The sequence below is a fragment of the Pseudomonas sp. MWU16-30323 genome (assembly GCF_020515595.1).
Classification (GTDB): Bacteria; Pseudomonadota; Gammaproteobacteria; order Pseudomonadales; family Pseudomonadaceae; genus Aquipseudomonas; species Aquipseudomonas yamanorum.
The window spans coordinates 215023-239407 of the sequence record NZ_JAIWYM010000004.1 but is presented as its reverse complement, the minus strand read 5'-3'; the positions used below and the strand labels follow the sequence as shown (position 1 = coordinate 239407).

At 60.9% G+C, this 24385-nt stretch carries 15 protein-coding genes and 2 tRNA genes; 5 read left to right on the top strand and 12 right to left on the bottom strand.

The genetic code is table 11. The annotated features are described in order from the left end of the window. Positions 1-93: 93 nt before the first annotated feature. From LIY45_RS07515 to LIY45_RS07500, 4 genes are all read right to left on the bottom strand, one after another. Complete coding sequence (locus LIY45_RS07515; protein ID WP_226475848.1) at positions 94-3387, bottom strand: transglutaminase family protein; 3294 nt, start codon at positions 3385-3387, stop codon at positions 94-96. Positions 3388-3574: 187 nt separating this feature from the next. After that, positions 3575-4024, bottom strand: a complete 450-nt coding sequence (locus tag LIY45_RS07510) for a hypothetical protein (RefSeq protein ID WP_226475847.1) — start codon at positions 4022-4024, stop codon at positions 3575-3577. After that, complete coding sequence (locus LIY45_RS07505) at positions 4021-4953, bottom strand: NAD synthetase (RefSeq protein WP_226475846.1); 933 nt, start codon at positions 4951-4953, stop codon at positions 4021-4023. Before LIY45_RS07505 ends, LIY45_RS07510 begins: the two co-directional genes overlap by 4 nt. A gap of 220 nt (positions 4954-5173) precedes the next feature. Further along, positions 5174-7477, bottom strand: coding sequence for a YgiQ family radical SAM protein (locus tag LIY45_RS07500; RefSeq protein WP_026078089.1), 2304 nt, complete (start codon positions 7475-7477; stop codon positions 5174-5176). 193 nt (positions 7478-7670) lie between these two features. On the opposite strand from LIY45_RS07500, the gene LIY45_RS07495 reads away from it, so the two are divergent. After that, entirely contained in the window at positions 7671-11624 is a 3954-nt protein-coding gene (locus tag LIY45_RS07495) for a DUF6543 domain-containing protein (protein WP_226475845.1), read from the top strand. A gap of 18 nt (positions 11625-11642) precedes the next feature. Here LIY45_RS07495 and dnaB read toward each other — a convergent pair whose 3' ends face one another. From dnaB to rnr, 7 genes are all read right to left on the bottom strand, one after another. Further along, positions 11643-13037, bottom strand: a complete 1395-nt coding sequence (gene dnaB / locus LIY45_RS07490; RefSeq protein ID WP_003217484.1) for a replicative DNA helicase — start codon at positions 13035-13037, stop codon at positions 11643-11645. 135 nt (positions 13038-13172) lie between these two features. Beyond that, a complete protein-coding gene (rplI, locus tag LIY45_RS07485) occupies positions 13173-13619 on the bottom strand; it encodes a 50S ribosomal protein L9 (RefSeq protein WP_003171376.1) in 447 nt (148 codons plus the stop codon). An 18-nt stretch (positions 13620-13637) separates the two neighbouring features. Beyond that, entirely contained in the window at positions 13638-14525 is an 888-nt protein-coding gene (locus LIY45_RS07480) for a hypothetical protein (RefSeq protein ID WP_026078088.1), read from the bottom strand. Positions 14526-14561: 36 nt separating this feature from the next. Beyond that, positions 14562-14792 carry a 30S ribosomal protein S18 gene (rpsR, locus tag LIY45_RS07475; protein ID WP_002551829.1) on the bottom strand — a complete coding sequence of 77 codons (231 nt, stop codon included), beginning with the start codon at positions 14790-14792 and terminating at the stop codon, positions 14562-14564. A gap of 28 nt (positions 14793-14820) precedes the next feature. After that, positions 14821-15243: a 30S ribosomal protein S6 gene (rpsF, locus tag LIY45_RS07470; protein ID WP_003217491.1), complete on the bottom strand. Its 423-nt coding sequence runs from the start codon at positions 15241-15243 to the stop codon at positions 14821-14823. Positions 15244-15557: 314 nt separating this feature from the next. After that, complete coding sequence (gene rlmB, locus LIY45_RS07465; RefSeq protein WP_003217493.1) at positions 15558-16313, bottom strand: 23S rRNA (guanosine(2251)-2'-O)-methyltransferase RlmB; 756 nt, start codon at positions 16311-16313, stop codon at positions 15558-15560. Continuing rightward, the gene (gene rnr, locus LIY45_RS07460) at positions 16310-18943 is read right to left on the bottom strand and encodes a ribonuclease R (RefSeq protein ID WP_017478347.1); all 2634 of its coding nucleotides are present in this window, start codon (positions 18941-18943) and stop codon (positions 16310-16312) included. Before rnr ends, rlmB begins: the two co-directional genes overlap by 4 nt. 224 nt (positions 18944-19167) lie before the next feature. On the opposite strand from rnr, the gene LIY45_RS07455 reads away from it, so the two are divergent. From LIY45_RS07455 to LIY45_RS07440, 4 genes are all read left to right on the top strand, one after another. Beyond that, positions 19168-19254: transfer RNA gene (locus LIY45_RS07455), tRNA-Leu, on the top strand. A gap of 173 nt (positions 19255-19427) precedes the next feature. Next, positions 19428-19514: transfer RNA gene (locus LIY45_RS07450), tRNA-Leu, on the top strand. 145 nt (positions 19515-19659) lie between these two features. After that, positions 19660-20685 carry an extracellular solute-binding protein gene (locus LIY45_RS07445; protein ID WP_226475844.1) on the top strand — a complete coding sequence of 342 codons (1026 nt, stop codon included), beginning with the start codon at positions 19660-19662 and terminating at the stop codon, positions 20683-20685. Continuing rightward, a complete protein-coding gene (locus tag LIY45_RS07440; protein WP_226475843.1) occupies positions 20685-22250 on the top strand; it encodes an iron ABC transporter permease in 1566 nt (521 codons plus the stop codon). Before LIY45_RS07445 ends, LIY45_RS07440 begins: the two co-directional genes overlap by 1 nt. Positions 22251-22358: 108 nt before the next feature. Here the strand turns inward: LIY45_RS07440 and LIY45_RS07435 are convergent, their stop codons facing one another. Then, on the bottom strand, positions 22359-24293 hold the full coding sequence (locus LIY45_RS07435) for a methyl-accepting chemotaxis protein (RefSeq protein ID WP_226475842.1): 1935 nt from the start codon (positions 24291-24293) through the stop codon (positions 22359-22361). Between the last annotated feature and the right edge of the window lie 92 nt (positions 24294-24385).

Here is a 24385-nt window from a genome sequence, read left to right as displayed (position 1 = left end):
GGCACCTCGGTGCATCTGGTGTACAGAGGTGATGCTATCGCAGGCAAGCCAGCTCCCACATTAGAGATTTGTCGCTTTCGGGATTATGTACATTCAATCCTCTGTCTTTTTTGCAAAGCGCCGTAAATCCAGGGTCATCGGCAATTCATCATTGATCACCACGCTCGGCACCGGCAATTTACCGGGACTGTGCCCCAGACGGAAAAACCGTGCCATCCGCCGGCTTTCAGCTTCATTGGCATTCACCGGCAGGCTGTCGTAATTGCGCCCGCCCGGATGGGCGACATGGTACTGGCAACCACCCAGCGAGCGCTGCATCCATGTGTCCAAAAGATCGAACACCAGTGGCGCATGCACCGGAATCGTCGGCTGCAAACAGTTGGCCGGCTGCCACGCGCGATAGCGCACGCCAGCCACAAACTCGCCCACGCGCCCGGTGGGTTGCAACGGCACTGGGATGCCGTTGCAGGTCAGCAGGTAACGCTGGGGCGGCAGGCCGCTCAACTTGACCTGCAAGCGCTCCAGGGACGAATCCACGTAGCGCACCGTACCGCCCACCGCGCCCTCCTCGCCCAGCACGTGCCAGGGTTCCAGGGCCTGGCGCAGCTCCAGTTCGATACCGCTGACGGCGTAGTCACCCACCTTGGGAAAACGGAATTCCAGGTGCGCAGCAAACCATTCAGCCCGCAGCGGATAACCGGCCGCGTTCAGCTCGACGATCACGTCGGCAAAATCCTGCTCGATAAAGTGCGGCAGCAGGAAGCGGTCGTGCAATTCCGTGCCCCAGCGCGCCAGCTTTGGCGGCGCATAGGGTTCACGCCAGAAGCGCGCGACCAGTGCCCGCAACAGCAGTTGTTGGGTCAGGCTCATGCGCGCGTGAGGCGGCATTTCAAAGGCACGCAGTTCCAGCAGGCCCAGGCGGCCGGTGGCGCCGTCCGGCGAGTAGAGCTTGTCGATGCAGAACTCGGCGCGGTGGGTGTTGCCTGTGACGTCGATCAGCAGGTTGCGCAGCAGGCGGTCCACCAACCAGGGTGGGCATTCTTCGCCCACTTCGGGCATCTGGGCGAAGGCAATTTCCAGCTCGTACAACGCATCGTTACGCGCTTCGTCGACCCGTGGCGCCTGGGAAGTCGGGCCGATGAACAGCCCGGAAAACAGGTAAGACAACGACGGGTGGTTATGCCAGTAGCTGATCAAGCTGCGCAGCAGGTCGGGACGCCGCAGGAACGGCGAATCCTTCGGCGTGGCACCACCGAGGACGAAATGGTTACCGCCGCCGGTGCCGGTGTGGCGGCCGTCGATCATGAATTTTTCAGTGGTGAGGCGGGTTTGCCGGGCTTCCTCGTAGAGAAACTCGGTGCGCTCCACCAACTCGTCCCAGGTGGCGGACGGCTGCACGTTGACCTCGATCACCCCCGGGTCCGGCGTCACCCGGAAGTTGCTCAGGCGTGGGTCGCTTGGTGGCTCGTAGCCTTCCAGCAGCACCGGGCAATGCAGCTCTTCAGCGGTGGCCTCGATGGCCGCCACAAGTTCCAGATAATCCTCGACCCGCTCCAACGGCGGCATGAACAAGTAGAGCCGGCCTTCCCGTGCTTCGGCACACAGGGCGGTGCGGGTCAGCCAGTCGGCGGATTCGTCGATCTTCGGAATGCGGTCTTTGCTCTCGGCCGCCTCCCCGTGGCTTTGCAACTGTGAGGGGGTCGGCAGGTCGGCCAGGTCCTGGTTGGGATCGGTGGGATGCACGAACGGATAGTCCGCCGCCGTCACCCACGGCTGCGAGGCCAGTGGCAGGCGATAACCCAGGGGCGAATCACCCGGCACGAGGCGGCAATGGTTGTCCCGCAGGTACCAGCGGCCGCTCTGCCAGCGGTCATTGGCCGCCGTACGCGCCAGCGGCAGCACCTGGCCGATGACTTTATCCAGGCCCTGGCTGAAGACTTTGCGCAGGCGTTCGCGCTCGAGCTTGTCCTCCAGGCGCGGATCTTCGGCGGTGACGTTCTGCGGCAAGGCGCCTTCGCGCCACAGGTAATAGAAATTGTCTTCGTAGGCCGGGAATACAAACTGCGCAGGCAGTTTCAGGCGCTCGGCGACGCTGGCCAGAAAACGCCCGGCCATCACGCCGTCGGCGCCATAGCTTTGTTGCTCATCGGCGATCAGCGCGCTGTTGTGCCAGATCGGCACGCCATCGCGGCGCCAGTAGCAGTTGAGGGACCAGCGCGGCAGTTGTTCGCCGGGGTACCACTTGCCCTGGCCAAAGTGCACCAGGCCCTTGGGCGCGTAGTGCTTGCGCATGCGCTGGAACAGCTCGGCAGACAATCGGCGTTTGTCCGGGCCGAGAGCGGCGGTGTTCCATTCCGCACCGTCGGGGTCGTCGATGGAGACAAAGGTCGGCTCGCCGCCCATGGTCAGGCGCACGTCGTCCTTGAGCAGGTCACCGTCGATCTGCCGGCCCAGGGCCTGGATGGCCAGCCACTGCTCTTCGGTGTAGGGCTTGGTAACCCGTGGGGCTTCCCAAATCCGCTCTACGGACATCTCGTGGGTAAATTCGCACTCGCAGGGTTCCACCAGGCCACTGATGGGCGCTGCTGAGGAAGGATCAGGACTACAAGCCAACGGGATATGCCCTTCACCGGCGAACAAGCCGGAGGTGGCATCGAGGCCGATCCAGCCGGCGCCCGGCAAATACACTTCGCACCAGGCATGCAGGTCGGTGAAATCCACCTCGGTGCCGGACGGGCCGTCGAGGGCTTTGACGTCGGCGGTCAGCTGGATCAGATAGCCGGACACAAAGCGCGCCGCCAACCCGAGATTACGCAGCAGTTGCACCAGCAACCATGCCGAATCCCGGCAGGAACCGGAGGCGTTTTCGAGGGTGAATTCCGGGGTCTGTACGCCTGGCTCCATGCGGATCAAGTAGCCGATATCGGCGGCCAAGCGCTGGTTGAGGCCCACCAGGAAATCCACCGCCGGCAACGGCGTGCGGTCGATACCCGCCAGATACGCGGCGAATCTTGGGGTCAGGGGCAATGTTTCCAGGTACGGCGCCAGCTCGCGCTGCTCATCGGCGGCGTAGCTGAACGGGATTTTTTCGGCGTAGGGTTCCAGGAAGAAATCGAACGGATTGAATACCGCCATCTCCGCGACCAGGTCGACTTCGATGCGCAACTCGTCAGTCTTTTCCGGGAACACCAGGCGCGCCAGGTAATTGCCCTGGGGGTCTTGTTGCCAATTGATGAAGTGCTGCTCCGGCAGCACCTTCAACGCGTAGGACAGAATCCGCGTGCGGCTATGAGCCGCCGGACGCAGACGAACAATCTGTGGGCCGAGCTCGACCGCGCGGTCGTAGCGGTAATGCGTAACGTGGTGCAACGCGACATGAATCGACACGGCGGCCTCCTGCGAGCCAGGGCATGAAAACAAAGCGCGCAAGACTTATGCCAGAGCAGCAGTCATTACGCTTTATCGTGGGACCCGGTGCAGTACAGCACCAAAACGGCGCGATGGCTGCCGTCGTGGTGCGAGGGTTGCACATATTTGTGGCGGGCGTGTGAGGGTGGGTGGTGAATCTACCCAGTCACCGTGCTTTGTGCTTGGCGATCACGGCTTCGCGCAGGTGGCGCACTTCGCGCAGTTTCTGGCGCATTTCGCGGTGGCGGTTGCTGTTGAGCAGCCATAACCCCAACAACGGGAAGAGTACAGCCGAGCCATAGACCAGCACGTGAGAGGTGTATTGAATCATCGGCAATACGAACAGCAGGCAACATCCCAGGTAACCCGCCATCAAGCCGGTGGCCCACGAGCGTCCGCGCGCGATCATTACGTTGCCAAACACTATCACCGTGACCAACACCAGAATGGCAATCCCGGAGTAGCTGGATTTGAGCCCCGGATCAACGCCACGTAAATAAGTCACGCCCGCCAGGGATACAGCAGACGCCCCGGAAAAGATCGCCATGAAGATGGTGCCCATGAACACCGGGAAATAGCGTGCGAGAAAACTGCCCATGTCGGGAAAGCCGTTCATTCCGTCAGGTCCTCGTACAAGCCAATTGCAAGGGTGCTGGCGGCGCCAACATTCCCGGTACGGTAGCTGCCGGTGAGGCCTAATAGGCCACCCAGTGCATCTTTCATTTGGGTCAGGGTTGCGTGGCGAATTTCGGTGGAGCTGAAACTCTTCGTCAGCTTGCCCGTACGCTGCTGCAACTTGAGCAACTTGGGCGTCAGGCTGGGATCCCTCAGGCTCAGCAGTTCCTTGGTCAACTTCTTGCGTTCCTGGCGGCTCAAGCCCTTGAGCAGTTCGTACCAACTCTTGCCCAACGCGGCGGCCTTGTTGGCCTTGAGCAATCTCACCGTCGTCAGTGCGCCGGTGCCGATACCCACCAAAGAAGCGGCATCAAGAATGGGGGAAACAGCGCCGTACCATTCGGCGTCATCCATACGGTCATTGGCATCGGGGTCAAGGATTTCGTTGTAGGTACGCGCTACGCCAAACCCACATTGCGCGCTGCTGGCCAGCGCCGCCGTCACACCAATGCCGACCACAAAGGCACTGGCTCCCGCCGTAAACGGTACGGCAACGCTGCCGCTGAAGACAACGATCCAGCCGATCACCGCAGCGGAGCATGACAACCCCATATCGAACGTCTCGCTCATGAGGCGCCCTTCCCGAGGGTTGGTCTTCACCTGCTCCACAAACTGTGCGGGGGCTATGTATTTTTGCGCCTCACGCAAAATGATGCGCTTGGGCCTGATGCTGCAAATCGGTTTGAATTCGCGCAGGGTGACGACATTGAAGTCAGCATCGATATACACCACGCCCGCCCCCACAATGCCGGGATCGGCGTCGATGGCAGCAAACAGGCGTGGCAGGTTTATCTGGCTTTCGATGCGCTGGCGGGCCATGAACTGGGAGCGGTTGGAGTCCATGCCGATGCCAAGCAGGGGGCTGCTCATGGGGTGTTCTTCCTTGAAATGGGTGGTGACTGAACTGACGCTTTCGCGAGCAAGCCCGCTCCCACATTTGACCGCATTCCCCTGCCGGAACCCGGTCAAGTGTGGGAGCGGGCTTGCTCGCGAAGGCGATTTAATGGGCGCCACCTTAACAAACAGGCTACCCACCCGCTAGAAAGCAAAACGCCAGCACGAGGCTGGCGTTTTGCGATTCAGGCTGCGATCAACGCGGTACGACCGGCTTGCGGGCTGGCTTCTTGCCTTTGCCCTTGGCGGCGTCGGTGCGTTCCTTGGCGGCCTGCTTGTTGCGCGCCATGGCCGCGGCCTTGGCTTGCTCACGCTTGTCCCACGGGTTGCTGCCGTCACTGCCACGGGGCGGCAGGCCGGTGTGCTGGGTGAGGATCCTGGTGGTGGTTTCCTTCGCAACCTTGTGGCTGCCAGCCGGCGTCGAGTTCTTGCGACGGGCGCTCTGGTAGCTGTCGGTGGCCGGCTGGTGCAACGGGATCAGTTGCTCCTTGCCCGGCCCGATCAGGTCGGCACGGCCCATGCGGGTCAAGGCTTCACGCAGCATCGGCCAGCCTTTCGGGTCGTGGTAGCGCAGGAAGGCCTTGTGCAGACGGCGCTGTTCTTCGCTCTTGACGATGGTCACCGCGTCGCTCTTGTAGGTGACCTTGCGCAGTGGGTTCTTGCCCGAGTGGTACATCGCCGTGGCGGTGGCCATTGGCGACGGGTAGAACGCCTGCACCTGGTCAGCGCGGAAGCCGTTGCCCTTGAGCCACAGGGCCAGGTTCATCATGTCTTCATCGGTGGTGCCCGGGTGGGCGGCGATGAAGTAAGGAATCAGGTACTGCTCCTTGCCCGCTTCCTTGGTGTACTTCTCGAACATGCGCTTGAACTTGTCATAGCTGCCAATGCCCGGTTTCATCATCTGGTTGAGCGGACCTTCCTCGGTGTGTTCCGGGGCGATCTTCAGGTAGCCACCAACGTGGTGGGTCACCAGCTCTTTCACGTATTCCGGCGACTCGACCGCGAGGTCGTAGCGCAGGCCGGAAGCGATCAGGATCTTCTTCACACCCGGCAACGCACGGGCGCTGCGGTACAGCTGGATCAACGACGAGTGGTCGGTGTTCAGGTTCGGGCAGATGCCCGGGAACACGCAGGACGGCTTGCGGCACGCGGATTCGATTTCCGGGCTCTTGCAGGCGATGCGGTACATGTTCGCGGTCGGGCCGCCGAGGTCGGAGATGACGCCGGTGAAGCCTGGCACCTTGTCGCGGATCTCTTCGATTTCGCGAATGATCGACTCTTCGGAACGGTTCTGGATGATCCGGCCTTCGTGCTCGGTGATCGAGCAGAAGGTGCAGCCGCCGAAGCAGCCACGCATGATGTTTACCGAGAAGCGGATCATGTCGTAGGCCGGGATCTTTTCCTTGCCGTACGCCGGGTGTGGAACACGGGCGTAAGGCATGCCGAACACGTAGTCCATTTCTTCGGTGGTCATGGGAATGGGCGGCGGGTTGAACCACACGTCCACTTCGCCGTGCTTCTGGACCAGCGCGCGGGCGTTGCCCGGGTTGGTTTCCAGGTGGAGCACGCGGTTGGCGTGGGCATACAGCACCGAGTCGCCACGGACTTTTTCCACGGACGGCAGACGAATCACCGTCTTGTCTCGGGTCATGCGCGGGCTGGCCAGGATCTGTACGACCTTGGCCTCTTCCGGGTCTTCAACCGGGCCCTTTTCCTGCTCGATGGCGCAGGCCTGGGTGTCCTGGGTGTTCACGTACGGGTTGATGATCTTGTCGATCTTGCCCGGACGGTCGATACGGGTGGAGTCCACCTCGTACCAGCCCTCAGGCGTGTCACGGCGAATGAACGCAGTGCCGCGCACGTCGGTGATGTCTTCGATCTTGTGGCCCCACGACAGGCGCTGGGCAACTTCGACAATGGCCCGCTCGGCGTTGCCGTACAGCAGGATATCGGCGCAGGCGTCGATCAGGATCGAGTTGCGTACACGGTCCTGCCAGTAGTCGTAGTGGGCGATGCGGCGCAGGGACGCTTCGATGCCGCCGAGCACGATCGGCACGTGCTTGTAGGCTTCCTTGCAGCGCTGGCTGTAGACCAGGCTCGCGCGGTCCGGACGTTTGCCAGCCATGCCACCGGGGGTGTAGGCGTCATCGGAACGGATTTTCTTGTCGGCGGTGTAGCGGTTGATCATCGAGTCCATGTTGCCGGCCGCGACGCCGAAGAACAGGTTCGGCTCGCCGAGCTTCATGAAGTCGTCTTTGGACTGCCAGTTGGGCTGGGCAATGATCCCGACGCGAAAGCCCTGGGACTCCAGCAGCCGGCCGATGATTGCCATGCCGAACGACGGATGGTCCACGTACGCGTCACCGGTGACGATGATGATGTCGCATGAATCCCAGCCAAGCTGATCCATCTCCTCCCTGCTCATGGGCAGGAATGGCGCAGGACCGAAACATTCGGCCCAGTACTTGGGATAGTCAAATAACGGCTTGGCTGTTTGCATGACGGTGACCGGTGTTGAGATGAAAAATCGCGGGCGCGGAATATAGCACAAATTTTGACCAATTCCGACGGCAATGGTCGGCTTTTGGCCCAGCCAGGTTTTGCGGACGGTACAGGGGCTATTCCGCTAACCGATGTGCAAAAAAACCATGGGTAGTCTGGGGCGGATCAATCACTGCCCCACGGTTTATTCAATGAGTGCCCCTACCCCCCAATCTCCACATCAGGCCTTTATCCAGGCCCAATTGCCCGCCTGGATCACCCAGGCACCCGCCAACCTGCTCAAGGACTTGCGCGAGAGTCTGGTCAGCAGCAACCAGTCCAGACACGACATCAAGGCGCTGCTGGATGAACTGAAGAATCCCCAGGACTTCGCCCGCCCATTACTGCGCGCGGCGCTGCGCTCGCGTTTTTTTGGTTTGCTGGAGGATGAGAACGCGGTTCTGATACGGGAATGGAAACACCACCACTTGCTCGGCCTGATCAAGAACCATGCAAAGACCACGCGCCAGACGCTGCTGGAAGCGGCCCTGCAAAACTTCGAAGCACCGGAAGCGCAGAACGGCGGCATGGAAACAGGCACCGGGCTCTATAACATCACCCGGACCGGTGACGTGCTGACCCAAGCGTCCGCCACCACGTTCGCCGGGATGTGTCGCACCCTTGACCTGGGCGGCCAGTACCTCAAGCACATCACTCAGGTGCTTGAGCCCACCGCAGCCGCCGGAGCCACGCGCACTGCCGCTCAGGTGCTCGAGCAGTTGCGAGCCCATGAACGCCATGCCTTCGGGGTTGCCCTGCATATCGCTTACATGAAGCGCGAGCTCACCTCCCGGCAGCATCTGCAACTGCATAGCCTCCAGCGCACCGGAAACCACACGGACATAAAGCGCTACCACCTGACAATCAGTGGCGTGGTACTCGCCACTGTACTGGTGATCGAAGCGCCCACCATCGGCATTCCGGTGCTGCTCTACGTTCCCGAAGACCCCCAGGCAACCTTTCGTCGCCACAACTCCATGGAAGACCTCCAGAACAGCCTCGCCGAACGCCTGGAAAACCCGGACTACCTGGCCTTCTTCAGTCGTCTTGCGCCGTTGCATTACCAGCAGACGCTCTTCAAGACTCGCCCTGCCTGGGTCGACTACCTGTCCATCACCACACCCGGCCGGCACCACCGTGCCAGCCTGGAAAACCCGGTCACCCGCACCCCGATCCCCAGGGACGTGTTCCGCTCCATGGCCCACCAACGCATCGCTCAGATCAAGAGTGACGCCCGCACCCTGGCCGTTCCCACCGCGGATGCCGACCTGATGAGCCGGCAGAAACGCCTGCAAGGCGATATCGACCTGGGCAAATCACTGCTGTTCTTCGCGGCCTCATTTATTCCGATTGTCGGGCAGGTCATGCTGGCGGTGACCGCCGCCCAACTGATCGCCACCGTCTATGAAGGGTTCTCGGCCTGGAGCCGCGGCGATAGCGACGAAGCCTTGAACGACTTGCTGGATGTGGTCGATAACGTTGCCCTCGCGGCCGCCACGGCGGGTGCGATCAAGACTGTCGGCTTCAGCGCCCGCCTGATAAAAGTCCAGTTGCGCAACAAGAGCTGGCGCCTGTGGAACCCTGATCTGACGCCTTATCGTCAGCCCACGACGCTGCCCTCCGGCCTGGCGGCTGACGCCCGGGGTGTGTATCACCACGAGCAACAGCAGTACCTGAAGCTGGACGATCAGGTCCATGCCGTACAGCGCCACCCCGATGGCGATCAGTGGCAACTGGTGCACCCCACCGACCCACACGCGTATGCGCCGCCGCTGCTCAACAACAGCGTGGGCGGCTGGCGTGCAGAGCATGAAGATCCACAAGGCTGGGATGACCTCAAGCTGATCAAACGCCTGGGCCCCGATGCCGCCAACATTACCCAGCGGTCGGTGGCGCCTATCCTGCTGCTCGGCGGTGTGGACAGCATCAGCCTGCGCCAGACCTACCAGGAGATGGTAAGGCCACCGCCGCAGCTGCGAGACACCGTCAAACACTTCAACCTTGAACAGGAAATCAGTGACTTTGGCGTTGATCGCGCAGAAGGCAAGAGCGTCACCCCCTACTCGCCCTTCATCCAATTCCACCTGGTGTGTTCATTGCCCGAATGGCCGCAGGGCTATCGGCTGAAAGTCATTGATGAACAGCAGAACGTGGTGCTCAGCCATGGCAGCGGGCCCACCGACATCCGGGTGCCGACGTCGCGCTTCAGAAACGGCGAGCTGTTGCATGTGCTGGAGCAGCAATTGCCTCAGGCAGACTTCAACAAACTGCTGCCCTCCCCCTATATCGATTACTTCACCAAGCAGGAAAACCTTGCCGTGCGCCTGCAGGCACAGGTCGAGACGCAAAAACAGCAGCTATTGTCCCTGCTCCTCGAACCCACTGAAAAACCCCTCACGCCCGTTGAAAAAGAACTTCGCGCCCTGACGCCCGGCCTGCCCAAGAGCTACCTTGAAGAGATGGAGACCACCCTCAGCCCCGAGCAACGCCAGGCGCTTCTGGAAGACAAGCGCCTCCCCCCTCAGCAGCGGTGGGAAGCGGGAGAATACCTTGAAGCGCGACGCGCGCTGAGAGCGAGTCAAGGCCTTTACCTTGATGCAACACGCGGCCCGGAAAGCGTGCCGCTGGCCCTGTACAGCCTGGAGCAGGTGCCAGGGTGGCCGGGGTCGCGAAGGATCGAGGTCTATGCCGACAGCAACAGCGGCGCACTCTTGGGCAGTATCGGCAGCGCGCTGGAGAGCGCTCGCCATATTCTGATCCGCCAAGGGGAACGGTACACGGTCCAGGATACCGAGGGCGCACAGCTGCATCCGCCCACCGACCTGTTCAGCGCCCTTGAGCACACGCTGTCCGGGTCTGAACGCCAGACACTTCTAAGCAGGTCCAACGGCAGCTTGAAACAGGCGATCCTGCAAAGCAGTTCGCGGTTGCTGGCCAGGCCACCTGCGCTCCGCACCCTGCCTGCGCCGTTGACATTGCCCGTCAGCTACCCGATCGACCCGCTATTCGCCGAGCCGGCCACCCCGGACGGCCTGACAGTACGTCCGGACGACACCTACCAGGCGCGCCCCTCCGCCGACGGCCACTATCGCTATTACATCCTGGAAAACGACAGATACTTCCGGGTCAAAAATGAAACCCTGGGCTGGCAACTGATCGATGCGCGCAGCCCCTACAGGGCCTATCGGCCCTACCTGCGCAGGCGGCTGGACGGTGGCTGGGAGATCGACCCCGCCACCGGCGCATTGCCAGGCGGCATGCTGCGCACACCTACGCTCGACGACTTGCACATGGACTCCAGCGACGAGTACGAGTCGGCACACTCCAGTGAGTACGAGTCAGCCGAAGAGGGCACCGTGCGCACGCTTTACACCATTCAGGAGATGCGCCAGATGCACTCCGATAAAGGCTACCAATACAATCAGAACTATCTGCGCATTTACGATCGAGCCAACAACGGCCGATACCCGTTGCGTGATGAAACAGGCCGCCCCATGCGCGTCCGGTTCATACAGCGGCGCGGGCTGTCACTGACCTCCCAGGAAACGTTCAGCAAGGACCTCGTGATGCCCTACCTTCAATGGGAAGGCTACCAACATGTTGCCCGCCTGTATGAAGAGAAGCTTGAGGTAATGCCCTTTACCGCTGACTATCAGAAGTTCCCGGAGGAAGCCGCCTTGATCGGCCAGGCCATGGTCCGCAGCCGTAAGCCGATCAAAAAGGGCGAACCCCTCGGCGTTTATGGTGGAGAACTATTGCCGAGTGACACGGCCATGTATCGAAAAGACCCGTATCTGATACCAGTGGTGCCGCAGCCGCGGATGCTGACTCGCTATCACCCGCTGCTATCGGGTGATAACGCGCTCTCGCGAATCAACACGATTCTGGAATACGAAGCAGGGCAACCGGTGAGGCAGGCCGCTACCGGGTACAACGTTGAGGCGGCGCGGTTTAATGTCGACACCCAGGTTGGCACAGGCCCCCTGCGGCGTCTTTTCATCACTGCACTGTTTGCCAGCGAGGACATTCCGGCCGCTGCGGAACTGCGCTGGAACTACCAGTACGATGAAGCCGGGATCAAGTTGCACTTCTCCACTCAGCCGTAGACAAACGCCTGAAGCCACTTATTCGTCTTCAAAGTTGTAGCTGCCCGGCGCCAGGTTTTCGAAGCGGGTGTATTTACCGATAAAGGCCAGGCGCGTGGTGCCAATTGGCCCGTTACGCTGCTTACCGATAATGATTTCAGCGATGCCTTTATGCTCGGTCTCCGGGTGATACACCTCGTCCCGGTAAACAAACATGATCACGTCAGCATCCTGCTCAATCGCTCCGGACTCCCGCAAGTCGGAGTTGATCGGGCGTTTGTTCGGGCGTTGCTCCAGGGACCGGTTGAGCTGCGACAGGGCAACCACCGGGCAGTTGAATTCCTTGGCCAGGGCTTTCAACGAGCGGGAAATCTCGGAAATCTCGTTGGTCCGGCTGTCGCCGCTGGACCCCGGGATCTGCATCAACTGCAGGTAGTCGATCATGATCAGGGCAATGTCGCCATGCTCACGCACCAGGCGTCGGGTACGCGCGCGCATTTCCGAGGGGCTGATGCCCGCGGTGTCATCGATAAACAGCTTGCGGTCGTTGAGCAGGTTGACCGCCGAGGTCAGGCGCGGCCAGTCGTCGTCTTCCAGGCGACCGGCACGCACCTTGGTCTGATCGATGCGGCCCAGGGACGACAACATACGCATGATCAGCGATTCACCTGGCATCTCCAGGGAGTAAACCAGTACGGCCTTGTCGCTGCGCAACACGGCGTTTTCCACCAGGTTCATGGCGAAGGTGGTTTTACCCATGGACGGACGGCCGGCGACGATGATCAAGTCCGCAGGCTGCAGGCCGCTGGTCATGCCGTCGAGGTCGGTGTAGCCGGTGGACAGGCCGGTGATGGCGTTGTCGGTGTTGAACAGGGTATCGATACGGTCGATGGCCTTGGTCAGCAGGTCGTTGACGCTGACCGGGCCACCGGTTTTCGGCCGGGCCTCGGCGATCTGGAAGATCTGGCGTTCGGCTTCGTCGAGAATCTCTTCAGCGGTACGGCCTTCCGGGTTGAAGGCGCTGTCGGCGATCTCGGTGGCGATGCCGATCAACTGGCGCAACGTGGCCCGCGCACGGACGATCTGCGCATAGGCCTTGATGTTGGCGACCGATGGCGTGTTTTTCGCCAGCTCGCCCAGGTAACCCAGGCCGCCCACTTGGGACGTCTGGCCTTCCTTGTCCAATTGCTCGGCCAGGGTCACCACGTCGATCGGTGAGTTCTGGTCGGCCAACTTGGCAATGGCGCGGAAGATCAGGCGGTGGTCATGACGGTAGAAATCGCCGTCCGAGACTTGATCCAGCACGCGCTCCCAGGCGTTGTTGTCCAGCATCAAACCACCGAGCACGGCCTGTTCGGCCTCGATGGAATGTGGCGGCACCTTCAGGGCGGCGGTTTGCAGGTCATATTGCTCAGGAGCGGAGATATCGTTCATGGCCACTTGGAATAGTTGGAGAATCAGGGGCTACAGAAAAACAAAAGCCAGAAAAACAAAAGGCACGACCTGTGAACAGGATCGTGCCCGATGTTAACCGCCCGGCACGCGAGGTGCCAGTCAGTTAGGTGCTGCTTAAGCTGCTACCACAACAACGCGTACGGTTGCTTCGACTTCAGCGTGCAGGTGCACGGCTACATCGAATTCGCCAACGTTGCGGATGGTGCCGTTCGGCAGACGAACTTCGCTCTTCTGCACTTCAACGCCGGAGGCGGTCAGTGCATCAGCGATGTCGTGGGTGCCGATCGAACCGAACAGCTTGCCTTCGTCACCGGCGGTGGCAGTGATAGTCACTTCCAGCTCAGCCAGTTGGGCAGCGCGAGTTTCGGCCGAAGCTTTTTTGTCTGCTGCTGCTTTTTCCAGCTCAGCACGACGCTCTTCAAACGCAGCCAGGTTGGCAGCGGTTGCAGCGGTAGCTTTGCCGTATGGCAGCAGGTAGTTACGACCGTAGCCGGCCTTAACGTTCACTTTGTCGCCCAGGTTGCCCAGGTTGGCGACTTTTTCCAGAAGGATCAGTTGCATGTGAAAATCCTCTAACTTTTAACCTTCACCGTTCGCGTTATCGGCGTCTTTCGGCGCCAGACGACCGCGAAAATCAATCAGGCCGTCGACAATGGCCAAGACCACGAGTAACGGATAGATCAGCTGCATGAACAGCAACAGCGTCACGTACAACCCCACCAGCCAGAATCTGCCCAGTCGCTTTTGCGCCACCAGCCCATGAATCAGGGATAGCCCGGCGAATACCAGCGGTACGCTGCACAACGGCACCAACAGCGCCAGGCCAAACGTCGGCCCGACCACCATGAACGCCAGCAGCAACATCGCCGGTCCAGCGGGGATTCTGATACTGCGAAACTCGCGACCAAAACCACCCGGGTTATACAACAACGCCTGCCAGTAACGCCCAAGAATCAGGCTCAGCACGCTGACAATCTGCAACAGTGCCGCTATCAGGCCGGTCAGCATCGGTGCAACCACTGACGCGAAGCGCGCTCGCTCCTCTACCGATAACTGCTGGTAGAGATCCCCGAGGGCCAGCGGCAGGATCTTTATGATCTCCTGCGCCAGCGCCTCGATTTGCGGGCGGAAAGCCGCGCCAAGCGCCAGTGAATACACCAACCCCAATGCCACGCTGACCAGCAGCGTACGGACCCAGGACTCACTTGCGCGTAAAACCAACGCAAGGGCCGATGAACCGAGCAGTACCAGAAGTACCCGTGGATCATCGAATTTCAACCACCAGACCAAGGCCGGCAGTATTCCCAGGGCAAGAACGCCAAGGGCGTCCTTCAAACCGCGCCGCAGGAGCACAAGGCAACCCGCGGCAGCACCCAACCAATACAACAACGGCAATGCTGCACATCCAGCCACTACCAGAGTGGCCTGCACACGACCGCGCATGATGAACTCAGCTAAGGCGCGCATGCATTCAATCCCTTACTACTTGTCGACTGCCCGGTCTCAGCGGCCGTGGCTGTCGGTGTAGGCCAGCAGGGCCAGGAAGCGGGCGCGCTTGATAGCGGTGGCCAGCTGACGCTGATAACGAGCTTTGGTACCGGTGATGCGGCTTGGAACAATTTTGCCGGTCTCGGATACGTAGGCTTTCAGAGTGTTGAGATCTTTGTAATCGATCTCCTTCACGTCTTCAGCGGTGAAGCGGCAGAATTTACGACGACGGAAGAAACGTGCCATTTGATAGGCTCCTTAAAAGGTCCGTGGATTACTCGTCAGCGTTATCGCTGTTGTCGCTGTCATCACTATCAGCGCTTTCAGCGCCTTCGTGCTCAGGACGGTCGCGACGCTCACGGCGCTCACTGCGGTTTTCTTCAGCCTTGAGCATCTCGGATTGGCCGGTAACGGCTTCTTCGCGACGGATGACCAGGTTACGGATCACTGCATCGTTGTAGCGGAAGTTGTCTTCCAGCTCGGCCAGGGCCTTGCCAGTGCATTCAACGTTCAGCATCACGTAGTGAGCCTTGTGAACATTGTTGATTGCGTAGGCCAGTTGACGACGGCCCCAATCTTCCAGACGGTGGATTTTGCCGCCGTCTTCTTCGATCAGCTTGGTGTAACGCTCTACCATGCCGCCGACTTGCTCGCTTTGATCCGGGTGGACCAAAAAGATGATTTCGTAATGACGCATGAATGCTCCTTACGGGTTGTAGCCTGCCGCTCAAAAACGGTCAGACAAGGAGTGAATGACACTTATGGATCTTGCCGAAGGGAGGCACATGCGTGCCTGCCATGAAGGCAAGGGGCGCAATTGTAGAGAAGGGGGAGAACGGGCGCAAGGTGATTGGTGATTATTTGAACAACGCAGAATCAAGGCAAACACAAAACAAATGTGGGAGCTGGCTTGCGTGCGATGACAATGGCACAGGCAACATCTCTGCTGACTGACACACCGTCATCGCGGGCAAGCCCGGCTCCCACAGGGTCTTGCGTCGCTCTCAAGCCTTATTTCTTGGCTTTGGCCTTGGCGCCACGCTGGCGCTGGGCTTCGAACAGGCAGACACCCGTTGCGACTGAAACGTTGAGGCTGCTGACGCTACCGGCCATCGGCAGGTGCACCAGGTAGTCACAATGCTCGCGGGTCAGGCGGCGCATGCCCTTGCCTTCGGCCCCCATGATCAGGATGGTCGGGCCGGTGAGGTCCTGGTCATAAATGCTGACCTCGGCCTCTCCCGCCGTCCCCACGACCCACAGGCCGCGCTGCTGGAGTTTCTCCAGGGTGCGCGCCAGGTTCGTCACGGCCACCAGTGGAATCACTTCCGCCGCACCGCAGGCGACTTTACGCACGACAGGCGTCAAGGTTGCCGACTTGTCTTTAGGCACGATCACCGCCAACGCACCGGCAGCATCCGCCGAACGCAGGCAGGCGCCGAGGTTGTGCGGATCGGTCACGCCGTCGAGCACCAGCAACAACGGTGCGCCTTCGGTGCGATCGAGCAGCTCGTCGAGCATCGCCTCGCCCCAGACCTGGCTCGGGCTTACATCGGCGACCACGCCTTGGTGAACACCTTCGACCCAGACATCCATCTCGCGACGTTCGGCCTGGCCGATGGCGACTTTATTTTGGTTGGCCAGTTCGACCAGCGCTTGAACACGCGGCTCACTGCGCCCTTCTGCCAACCACACCTGCTTGACGCGTTTCGGGTGGTGACGCAGCAATGCTTCTACGGCGTGTACGCCGTAGATTTTTTCCAGACTCATGACTTGGCCTTAGGTTTGCGCGACCCGCCGCTTTTCGCGGGAGCCGAACCCGCTTTTGGCGGGCCTTTACGGTGTTTACTCGGCTTGCTCGACGGCTTTTCCGCCTCGCGGGACTTTCCCCCAGACGCCGCTTTACCACCGCTTTTGGCTTCGTTGAGCAACTGCTGCTTCAACTCGCGGCTCTTGCGCAGCTCGGCGTTTTTCGCCGCAGCATCGCTTGGGCGGTAGGCTTCGGGGGCCTTGTCCTTGGCAGACGAACGACGAGCAGGCTTGGCTGGCGCGGGCTCGGCGACCGCTGCTTTCGCAGGAGTACCTTTGCCTTTGCTGGCCGGCGCAGTCGTTTCGCCGCCACGTTTTTTACGGCCAGTCGGCTCGGCTGGTTTATCAGGCATGCCGAAGTCGATCTTGCGTTCGTCGAGGTCGACGCGCATGACCTGCACTTCCACAGTATCGCCCAGACGGAAGCTGCGACCGGTGCGCTCGCCCGCCAGGCGGTGATGCACAGGGTCGAAGTGGTAGTAGTCACCCGGCAAGGCGGTGACGTGCACCAGGCCCTCGACGTAGATGTCGGTCAACTCGACGAACAGGCCAAAACCGGTCACGGCGGTGATCACGCCAGGAAACGACTCGCCCACGCGGTCTTTCATGAACTCGCACTTGAGCCAATTCACTACGTCGCGGGTCGCTTCGTCGGCACGGCGCTCGCTCATGGAGCACTGCTCGCCCAACTGTTCCAGGGCCGCTTCGTCGTACGGATAGATCCGTGCCTTCGGAATGGTCATTGCACCAGCGCGCTTGACGTGCGGGGTGTTCTGCTTGGAATGGATCACGCTGCGGATCGCCCGGTGCGTGAGCAAGTCCGGGTAACGGCGAATCGGCGAGGTGAAGTGGGTGTACGCCTCGTAATTCAGGCCGAAGTGGCCCTGGTTATCGGCGCTGTACACTGCCTGGCTCAGGGAACGCAGCATAACGGTCTGGATCACGTGGTAATCCGGACGGTCCTTGATGCTCGCGAGCAGGGCCTGGTAGTCCTTCGGCGTCGGGCCGTCCTTGCCTTTGTGCAGGGACAGGCCGAGCTCACCAAGGAACGCGCGCAGCTTCTCCAGACGCTCCGGCGGCGGGCCGTCGTGCACCCGGTACAAGGCAGGAATCTCGTGCTTTTTCAGGAATTCTGCAGTGGCCACGTTGGCCGCCAGCATGCATTCCTCGATCAGCTTGTGAGCATCGTTACGGGTGGTCGGGGTTATCGCGGCGATCTTGCGCTCGGAACCGAAGACAATCCGGGTTTCCTGAGTTTCAAAGTCGATCGCGCCACGCACGTGACGAGCGCCCAGCAGCACTTTGTACAGCGCATAGAGCTGCTTGAGGTGCGGCACTACATGGCCGTACTCACCGCGCAGGGCTTTGGCTTCGCTGGTTTTCGGCTGTTCCAGGATGGTGCTGACCTTGTTGTAGGTCAGGCGCGCCTGGGAGTGGATCACCGCTTCGTAGAACTGGTAGTCGGTCATTTCGCCGGTTTTCGAGATGGTCATCTCGCACACCATGGCCAAACGGTCGACTTTCGGGTTCAGGGAGCACAGGCCGTTGGACAGCTGCTCAGGCAGCATCGGGATCACGCGCTCGGGGAAGTACACCGAGTTGCCGCGCACCTGGGCTTCGTTGTCCAGGGCCGAACCAATCTTCACGTAGCTGGACACGTCGGCAATCGCGACGAACAACTTCCAGCCGCCGGAGAACAGGCGCAGTTTGCCTGGCTTGGCTTCGCAGTAGACCGCATCGTCGAAGTCGCGGGCATCTTCGCCGTCAATGGTGACGAACGGCAGATGGCGCAGGTCGATGCGTTTTTCTTTGTCTTTTTCTTCGACTTCCGGCTTGAGCTTGGCGGCTTCTTTGAGCACAGCCTCAGGCCAGACGTGAGGGATATCGTAGGTGCGCAGCGCAACATCGATTTCCATGCCCGGCGCCATGTAGTTGCCGACCACTTCGACGATATCGCCCTGGGGCTGGAAGCGCGCAGTGGGCCAGTGGGTGATTTTCACCTCGACGAACTGGCCAACCTTGGCGGCGCCATTGCGGCCCGGGGTGATCAGCACTTCCTGCTGGACCTTCGGGTTATCCGGCACGACAAAGCCGATGCCGCCTTCTTCGAAGTAACGGCCGACGATGGACTCGTGGGCACGGGACACCACTTCGACGATCACGCCTTCGCGGCGACCGCGACGGTCGAGGCCGGAAACGCGCGCCAGGGCACGGTCGCCATCGAACACCAGGCGCATTTGCGCCGGGCTCATGAACAGGTCGTCGCTGCCATCGTCCGGGATCAGGAAGCCGAAACCGTCACGGTGGCCGGCGATGCGGCCGAGGATCAGGTCGAGCTTGTCCACCGGCGCGTAGGTTCCCCGGCGGGTGTAGATCAACTGGGCATCGCGCTCCATGGCGCGCAGGCGGCGACGCAGGGCTTCGAGTTGGTCTTCGGTGGTCAGACCGAATTCTTCAACCAGCTGCTCGCGGCTAGCAGGCGAACCCCGATCGGCGAGGTGCGCCAGGATCAGTTCGCGGCTAGGAATAGGGTTTTCGTATTTTTCCGCTTCACGAGCGGCCTCGGGATCGAGGGACTGCCAATCGGCCATTAGAGAGTTTTCACCTTGTCTATATGCGGGTTAGTTTGGCATACGCGTATTGAAACGGGAAATTTCAGGTGTCGACAAGCCCGTAAAAGCACTTTGCAGCCCCTGGAACGCACCTTGCGCGACCGTCGGCGAAATATTCCAGACTTTTTTCATGGCAGGGCTTTACAGCTCAAAATAGCCTCCGTATAGTGCGCGCCATCGACGACGGCAACGTTGTTGATGCTGCCCAGGTGGTGAAATTGGTAGACACGCCAGCTTCAGGTGCTGGTGATCGCAAGGTCGTGGAAGTTCGAGTCTTCTCCTGGGCACCAATTTCAAACTCAAGGTTCTGCCTTGAGTCTCCAAAAACCCGCGAAAGCGGGTTTTTGCGTTTCAGGCCTTTGATTTTCAACGAGAATCTTGATTTATATTTTTGAATCAGGGGTTTACAGATCAAAAAGCCCTCCGTATAGTTCGCTCCATCAACAGCGCAAGCGTTGATAATGCCCAGGTGGTGAAATTGGTAGACACGCCAGCTTCAGGTGCTGGTGATCGCAAGGTCGTGGAAGTTCGAGTCTTCTCCTGGGCACCAAATTCAGATCAAACCCGCGAAAGCGGGTTTTTTCGTTTCCGGGGTTTGAAAACCTGACCGGTGATTTCCCCCCTCGTCCGCACTTGAGAAGTTTTATCGTTTATCCTTGTAAGGATTTGTTGCACTCAAGTGAGGAAAACCCCGGATGATGATCCGCGATACCCGTCTCAAGACATCCCTTCTGCGTGGCCTGACCATCACTCTGCTCGGCCTGACCCTGCTCTCGCCCGCTGCCTATTCTGCCGACAAGGTTGCACTGACCTTGTACAACGGCCAACACAAGGAGGTCGGCGATGAACTTGCCAAGGCCTTCGAAGCCAAGACCGGCATCCACGTCAATGTGCGCAAGGGCAGCAGCAACCAGCTGGCCAGCCAGGTCGCCGAAGAAGGTGACCGCTCCCCTGCCGACGTGATCTACACAGAAGAATCGCCGCCGCTGAATAAACTCGGCGAGCAAGGCCTGCTGGCGACCATCGACGCCAGCACCCTCGACGTTCTACCCAAGGAATACGTGGCCGCCAACGGCACCTGGATGGGCGTGACCGCACGCACCCGGGTCGTGGCGTTCAACCCGAAACTGATCGCCGAGAAAGACCTGCCCAAGTCGGTACTGGATTTCGCCGGCCCCGAATGGCAAGGCAAGGTCGGTTTCGTACCCACCAGCGGCGCCTTCCAGGAGCAGGCCGTGGCGATCATCAAGCTGCACGGTCGCGAAGCCGCTGAAGAATGGCTGACTGGCCTGCGCGCCTTCGGCAAGGTCTACAGCAACAACATGGTTGCGCTCAAAGCCGTGGAAAATGGCGAAGTCGCCACCGTCCTGGTGAACAACTACTACTGGTTCGCCCTGAAGAAAGAAAAAACCAACCTGGATTCGCAGCTGCACTACTTCACCAACGGTGATGCCGGCGGCCTGATCACCGTGTCTGCCGCGGCGGCACTGAAATCCAGCAAGCATCCAAAGGAAGCCCAGCAACTGTTGGCCTTCATGGCCAGCGAAGAAGGCCAGCGGGTGATCACCAACACCTCCGCCGAATACCCTCTGCGCAAAGGCATGGAATCCAACCGCGGCCTCAAGCCTTTCAGCGAGCTGCAACCACCGAAAGTCACCCCTGCCGACCTGGGCAACGCCGAAGAAGCCCTGGAACTGGAACGTGACGTTGGCTTGAACTGATGAACCCATCGCTCCCCGCCCCCGCCTTGCGCGGGGGTTTTACGCCGAGACGCAAACGCCCTTCAATCTGGTTGCTGCTGCCGGCCCTGCTGCTGGTGGGCCTGAGCCTGTTGCCGCTGGCGTATGTCGGCCTCAAGGCCTGGCAAGCGGGTTGGGCCGAGGCGGTGCATTTGCTGTGGCGGCCTTATGTGTTCGGGCTGCTGCGCAACACCCTGGCGCTGATGGTCGGCGTGACCGTGGCCTGCGGCGTGATAGGTCTGTCGCTGGCCTGGCTGCTGGAACGCAGCAACCTGCCGGGACGGCGTATCTGGGGAGTGATCCTGTGCCTGCCGTTTGCGGTGCCGGCGTTTGTCAGCAGCTTCACCTGGGTTTCATTGAGCGCCAATTTCGAAGGGCTGGGCGGGGCGATCCTGGTGATGACCTTGTCCAAATACCCGCTGGTGTTTCTGCCGGTGGCGGCGACCCTGCGCAATCTTGATCCGTCCCTGGAGGAATCGGCCCGCACCCTTGGACTGAATCGCTGGGGCGTGTTCTTTCGCATCACCTTGCCGTTGCTGTGGCCGTCACTGCTGGCCGGGGCACTGTTGATTGCCCTGCATATGCTGGTGGAGTTCGGCGCGCTGTCGATCATCGGCCTGCAGACGTTTACCACCGCGATCTATCAGCAATTCGAGCTGGAATTCAGTAATGCCAATGCGGCGATGCTCTCGGCGGTGCTGCTGGTGATGTGCCTGACACTGCTCTGGCTGGAATTGCGGGTACGCGGCAAAGGCCGGCATGTGCGCACCGGCCAGGGCGCAGCGCGGCATGCCGAGCAGGTTCGGCTCGGCAAATGGGCGCCGCTGGGGCAACTGTATTGCCTGCTCCTGGCGATCATTGGCAGCGGCATTCCACTGGGCATGCTGGGTTACTGGCTGGCAGTGGGCAGTTCGGCGGCATTTCCGATTGCAGAGATCGGCGAGGCGCTGCTTTCTTCCTTGGCGTTGTCCTTGGGCGGCGCTGCGCTTTGCCTGTTGTTTGCCGTGCCTGTGGGCTTGCTGGTAGTGCGCTACAAGGGCCAGCTCGCGCTGTGGGCCGAACGCCTGCCGTACCTGCTGCACGCCCTGCCCGGCCTGGTGATTGCGCTGACGCTGGTGTACTTCGCGCTGCATTACGTGCCGGCGCTGTATCAGACGTCGGCGTTGTTGCTGATCGCTTATGCGTTACTGTTTTTGCCCCTGGCCCAGGCGCCAATCCGCACCGCGCTGAACAAGGCAGCACCCCAGCTGGAAGAAGCGGCGAGAACACTGGGGGCGTCGTCGTTCAGTGCGTTTTGCCGGGTGACTTTACCGATTATTTTCCCGGCATTGGGCGCGGCGTTTGCGCTGGTGTTCCTGGATGCGATGAAGGAATTGACGGCGACGTTGCTGCTTAGTCCTACTGGATTGAACACACTGGCGACTGCCGTGTGGGCGCATACCTCGAATGTGGAATTCGCGGCAGCGGCGCCCTATGCAGCACTGCTGATTCTGGTGTCGGGGCTGCCGGTATATCTGCTTACGACGCGGATGTATCTGAGCCGCTGAAGCCGCCATCGCAGGCAAGCCAGCTCCCACATTTGAGCGCATTCCAGAGTTGGAACTCGGTCGAATGTGGGAGCTGGCTTGCCTGCGATGAGGCCGGAACAGCCAACATCAAGCCCTGAACTGCCCCAGGCTCGCCTTCAACTGCGCTGCCAACCCATCCAGCACCTTGCCACTGGCGGTGGTCTCTACCACCGCCTGCGCCGCACGCTCGGCCTGGGCATGAATGATCTCCACCCGCCCACGCACCGCATGCGCACCTTGCGCCTGATGCTCAGCCGCACGCGTCGCCAGGCCAATCGCTGCATGCACCTGCTCTACCGAGGCCTGCACCGACTGCTGCAGGCGCACGCTGTCGCGCAATACCAGCAGACCTTCGCTGGCCTGGCGTCCGGCCTTGCCGATGGTCTCTACCGCCTCACGGGCGCCTTGCTGCAAGGCCACGATGTGGGCCTGGATGTCGCCGGTAGAGCTCTGGGTTTTGCTGGCCAGGGCTCGCACCTCGTCCGCCACTACCGCAAACCCGCGCCCGGTCTCACCAGCCCGAGCGGCTTCGATCGCCGCGTTGAGTGCCAACAGGTTGGTTTGCTCGGCAATCCCGTGGATCACCGTCAACACCACCTCAATCTGCTCGCTCTGCTGCGCCAGGCGCTCGATCACCTTGGACCCGGCCTGCACCTGCCCCGCCAACGCCTCGATCAGGCTGCCGACCTCGGCTGAAGTGCGTGAGTTCTCATCGGTCGCCTGGCGAATATCCACCACCTGCTGCAAGGCCGCCTGCATCGCATGGCTTTCCGCCTGGGCCTCGTCAGCCATTTGCGACAGCGCCCGCAGACTTTCAGCCACCTCATCACGCTGCAAGCCGGCGGCTGCATCGGCCCCCGCATTGCGCAGGGTCATGGCGCCGATTTCCACGCCGGTACGCTGGGCCACATCACCCGCTTCGCGCACGATGGGCTGCAACTTATCCACAAAGCGATTGACCGCCGAGGCCATATCGCCGATTTCGTCCCGGCTGTTGATCTGCACGCGCTTGGTCAGGTCGCCCTCGCCTGCCGCCAGGTCGTCCATCGCCGCAATCAGCAGCTTCAGGCGATTGACCACCCGGCGGCCGAGCACCACAGCAATCAGCAACAGCACGCCGAACCCTACAACCGCCAGGCCCATGCCGATGCGCCAACGCAAGGTGCCTGCCGCCTCTTGCACGGCATTGGTGGTATTGGCGGTCATCTGGGTGGCCGTGGCTTGTGCCGACTGCAAGCGCGCGCCCATCGCGGCAGCACTGTCAGCGGCGGCACCTTTGAGGCTGTCGCCCACTAACTGGTCACCGCTGGCAATCAGTGCAGCAAAACGCTTATCCAGCGCGGCCAGGTCAGTCTCTACTGCGGCGGTCGAAACCCCCATGCGGACCTTGCCGATCTCTACACCATTGGGGCTGATGGACGCTTCGACGTAGAACACCGAGGGATCATTTTTCGCCGCGTCCAGCACTTTATCCAGGGCACGTTCGCCTTTGCCCTTTTCCAGCAGCGCCTGGTTTATCGGGTTTTCACGGTTGAGGTAACGGGTCAGATGCTCGCCAGCCGCGTCGTCATACACCACAAACAACACATTGGGATTGCGCTGGGCTCTGCGGGCAAACTCAGACAGCGTCGGCACGTCGCTGTCCCACATGGCGCGCGGCGCCACCGAGGCGAGCAGTTGCGCCATGTCACTGGCAGAGTCCTGCAGGTCTTTTTCCAAGGTCGCACGCAGTTGCTTCTGCTCTTCCTGCAGGCGCGTGGAAAGCCCCGCCGTCAGGCGCTGGCGGGTGCTGGAAGACAGGCTGTCCAGACTGGAGGTGACTTCCTTGCCGGCCTGGGCCAGTTCACCGGAAAGCTTTTGGCTGTCGACACCCAGCCGATTGTCTAAATCGGCTTCCAGGGCGGTGACCGTGCTCCGGGTCAGAGCGACGGCCACCAGCACTTGCACCAAAAGAGCGATACCTAGGGTAACGAACACCGGCCGCAACAGCCGGCTTTGTAACAATGAGAGAACGGCAGACACTGGGAATCCCTCCACCACGGGTGCCATTAATTTGATAGCACCGCGAAAGAAAGAACCATAGCAAGGGTCGTGCCGTTTACCAGGCGCAAACG

Bases quoted from the DNA above. Each gene is read 5' to 3' on its own strand.
- rpsF (WP_003217491.1), bottom strand. From the start codon at position 15,243: ATGCGTCATTACGAAATCATCTTTTTGGTCCACCCGGATCAAAGCGAG.
- LIY45_RS07445 (WP_226475844.1), top strand. From the start codon at position 19,660: ATGATGATCCGCGATACCCGTCTCAAGACATCCCTTCTGCGTGGCCTG.
- rpsR (WP_002551829.1), bottom strand. From the start codon at position 14,792: ATGGCACGTTTCTTCCGTCGTCGTAAATTCTGCCGCTTCACCGCTGAA.
- rplI (WP_003171376.1), bottom strand. From the start codon at position 13,619: ATGCAACTGATCCTTCTGGAAAAAGTCGCCAACCTGGGCAACCTGGGC.
- LIY45_RS07500 (WP_026078089.1), bottom strand. From the start codon at position 7,477: ATGCAAACAGCCAAGCCGTTATTTGACTATCCCAAGTACTGGGCCGAA.
- LIY45_RS07510 (WP_226475847.1), bottom strand. From the start codon at position 4,024: ATGAACGGCTTTCCCGACATGGGCAGTTTTCTCGCACGCTATTTCCCG.
- LIY45_RS07480 (WP_026078088.1), bottom strand. From the start codon at position 14,525: ATGCGCGCCTTAGCTGAGTTCATCATGCGCGGTCGTGTGCAGGCCACT.
- rlmB (WP_003217493.1), bottom strand. From the start codon at position 16,313: ATGAGTCTGGAAAAAATCTACGGCGTACACGCCGTAGAAGCATTGCTG.
- LIY45_RS07495 (WP_226475845.1), top strand. From the start codon at position 7,671: ATGAGTGCCCCTACCCCCCAATCTCCACATCAGGCCTTTATCCAGGCC.
- LIY45_RS07505 (WP_226475846.1), bottom strand. From the start codon at position 4,953: ATGAGCAGCCCCCTGCTTGGCATCGGCATGGACTCCAACCGCTCCCAG.
- dnaB (WP_003217484.1), bottom strand. From the start codon at position 13,037: ATGAACGATATCTCCGCTCCTGAGCAATATGACCTGCAAACCGCCGCC.
- LIY45_RS07440 (WP_226475843.1), top strand. From the start codon at position 20,685: ATGAACCCATCGCTCCCCGCCCCCGCCTTGCGCGGGGGTTTTACGCCG.
- rnr (WP_017478347.1), bottom strand. From the start codon at position 18,943: ATGGCCGATTGGCAGTCCCTCGATCCCGAGGCCGCTCGTGAAGCGGAA.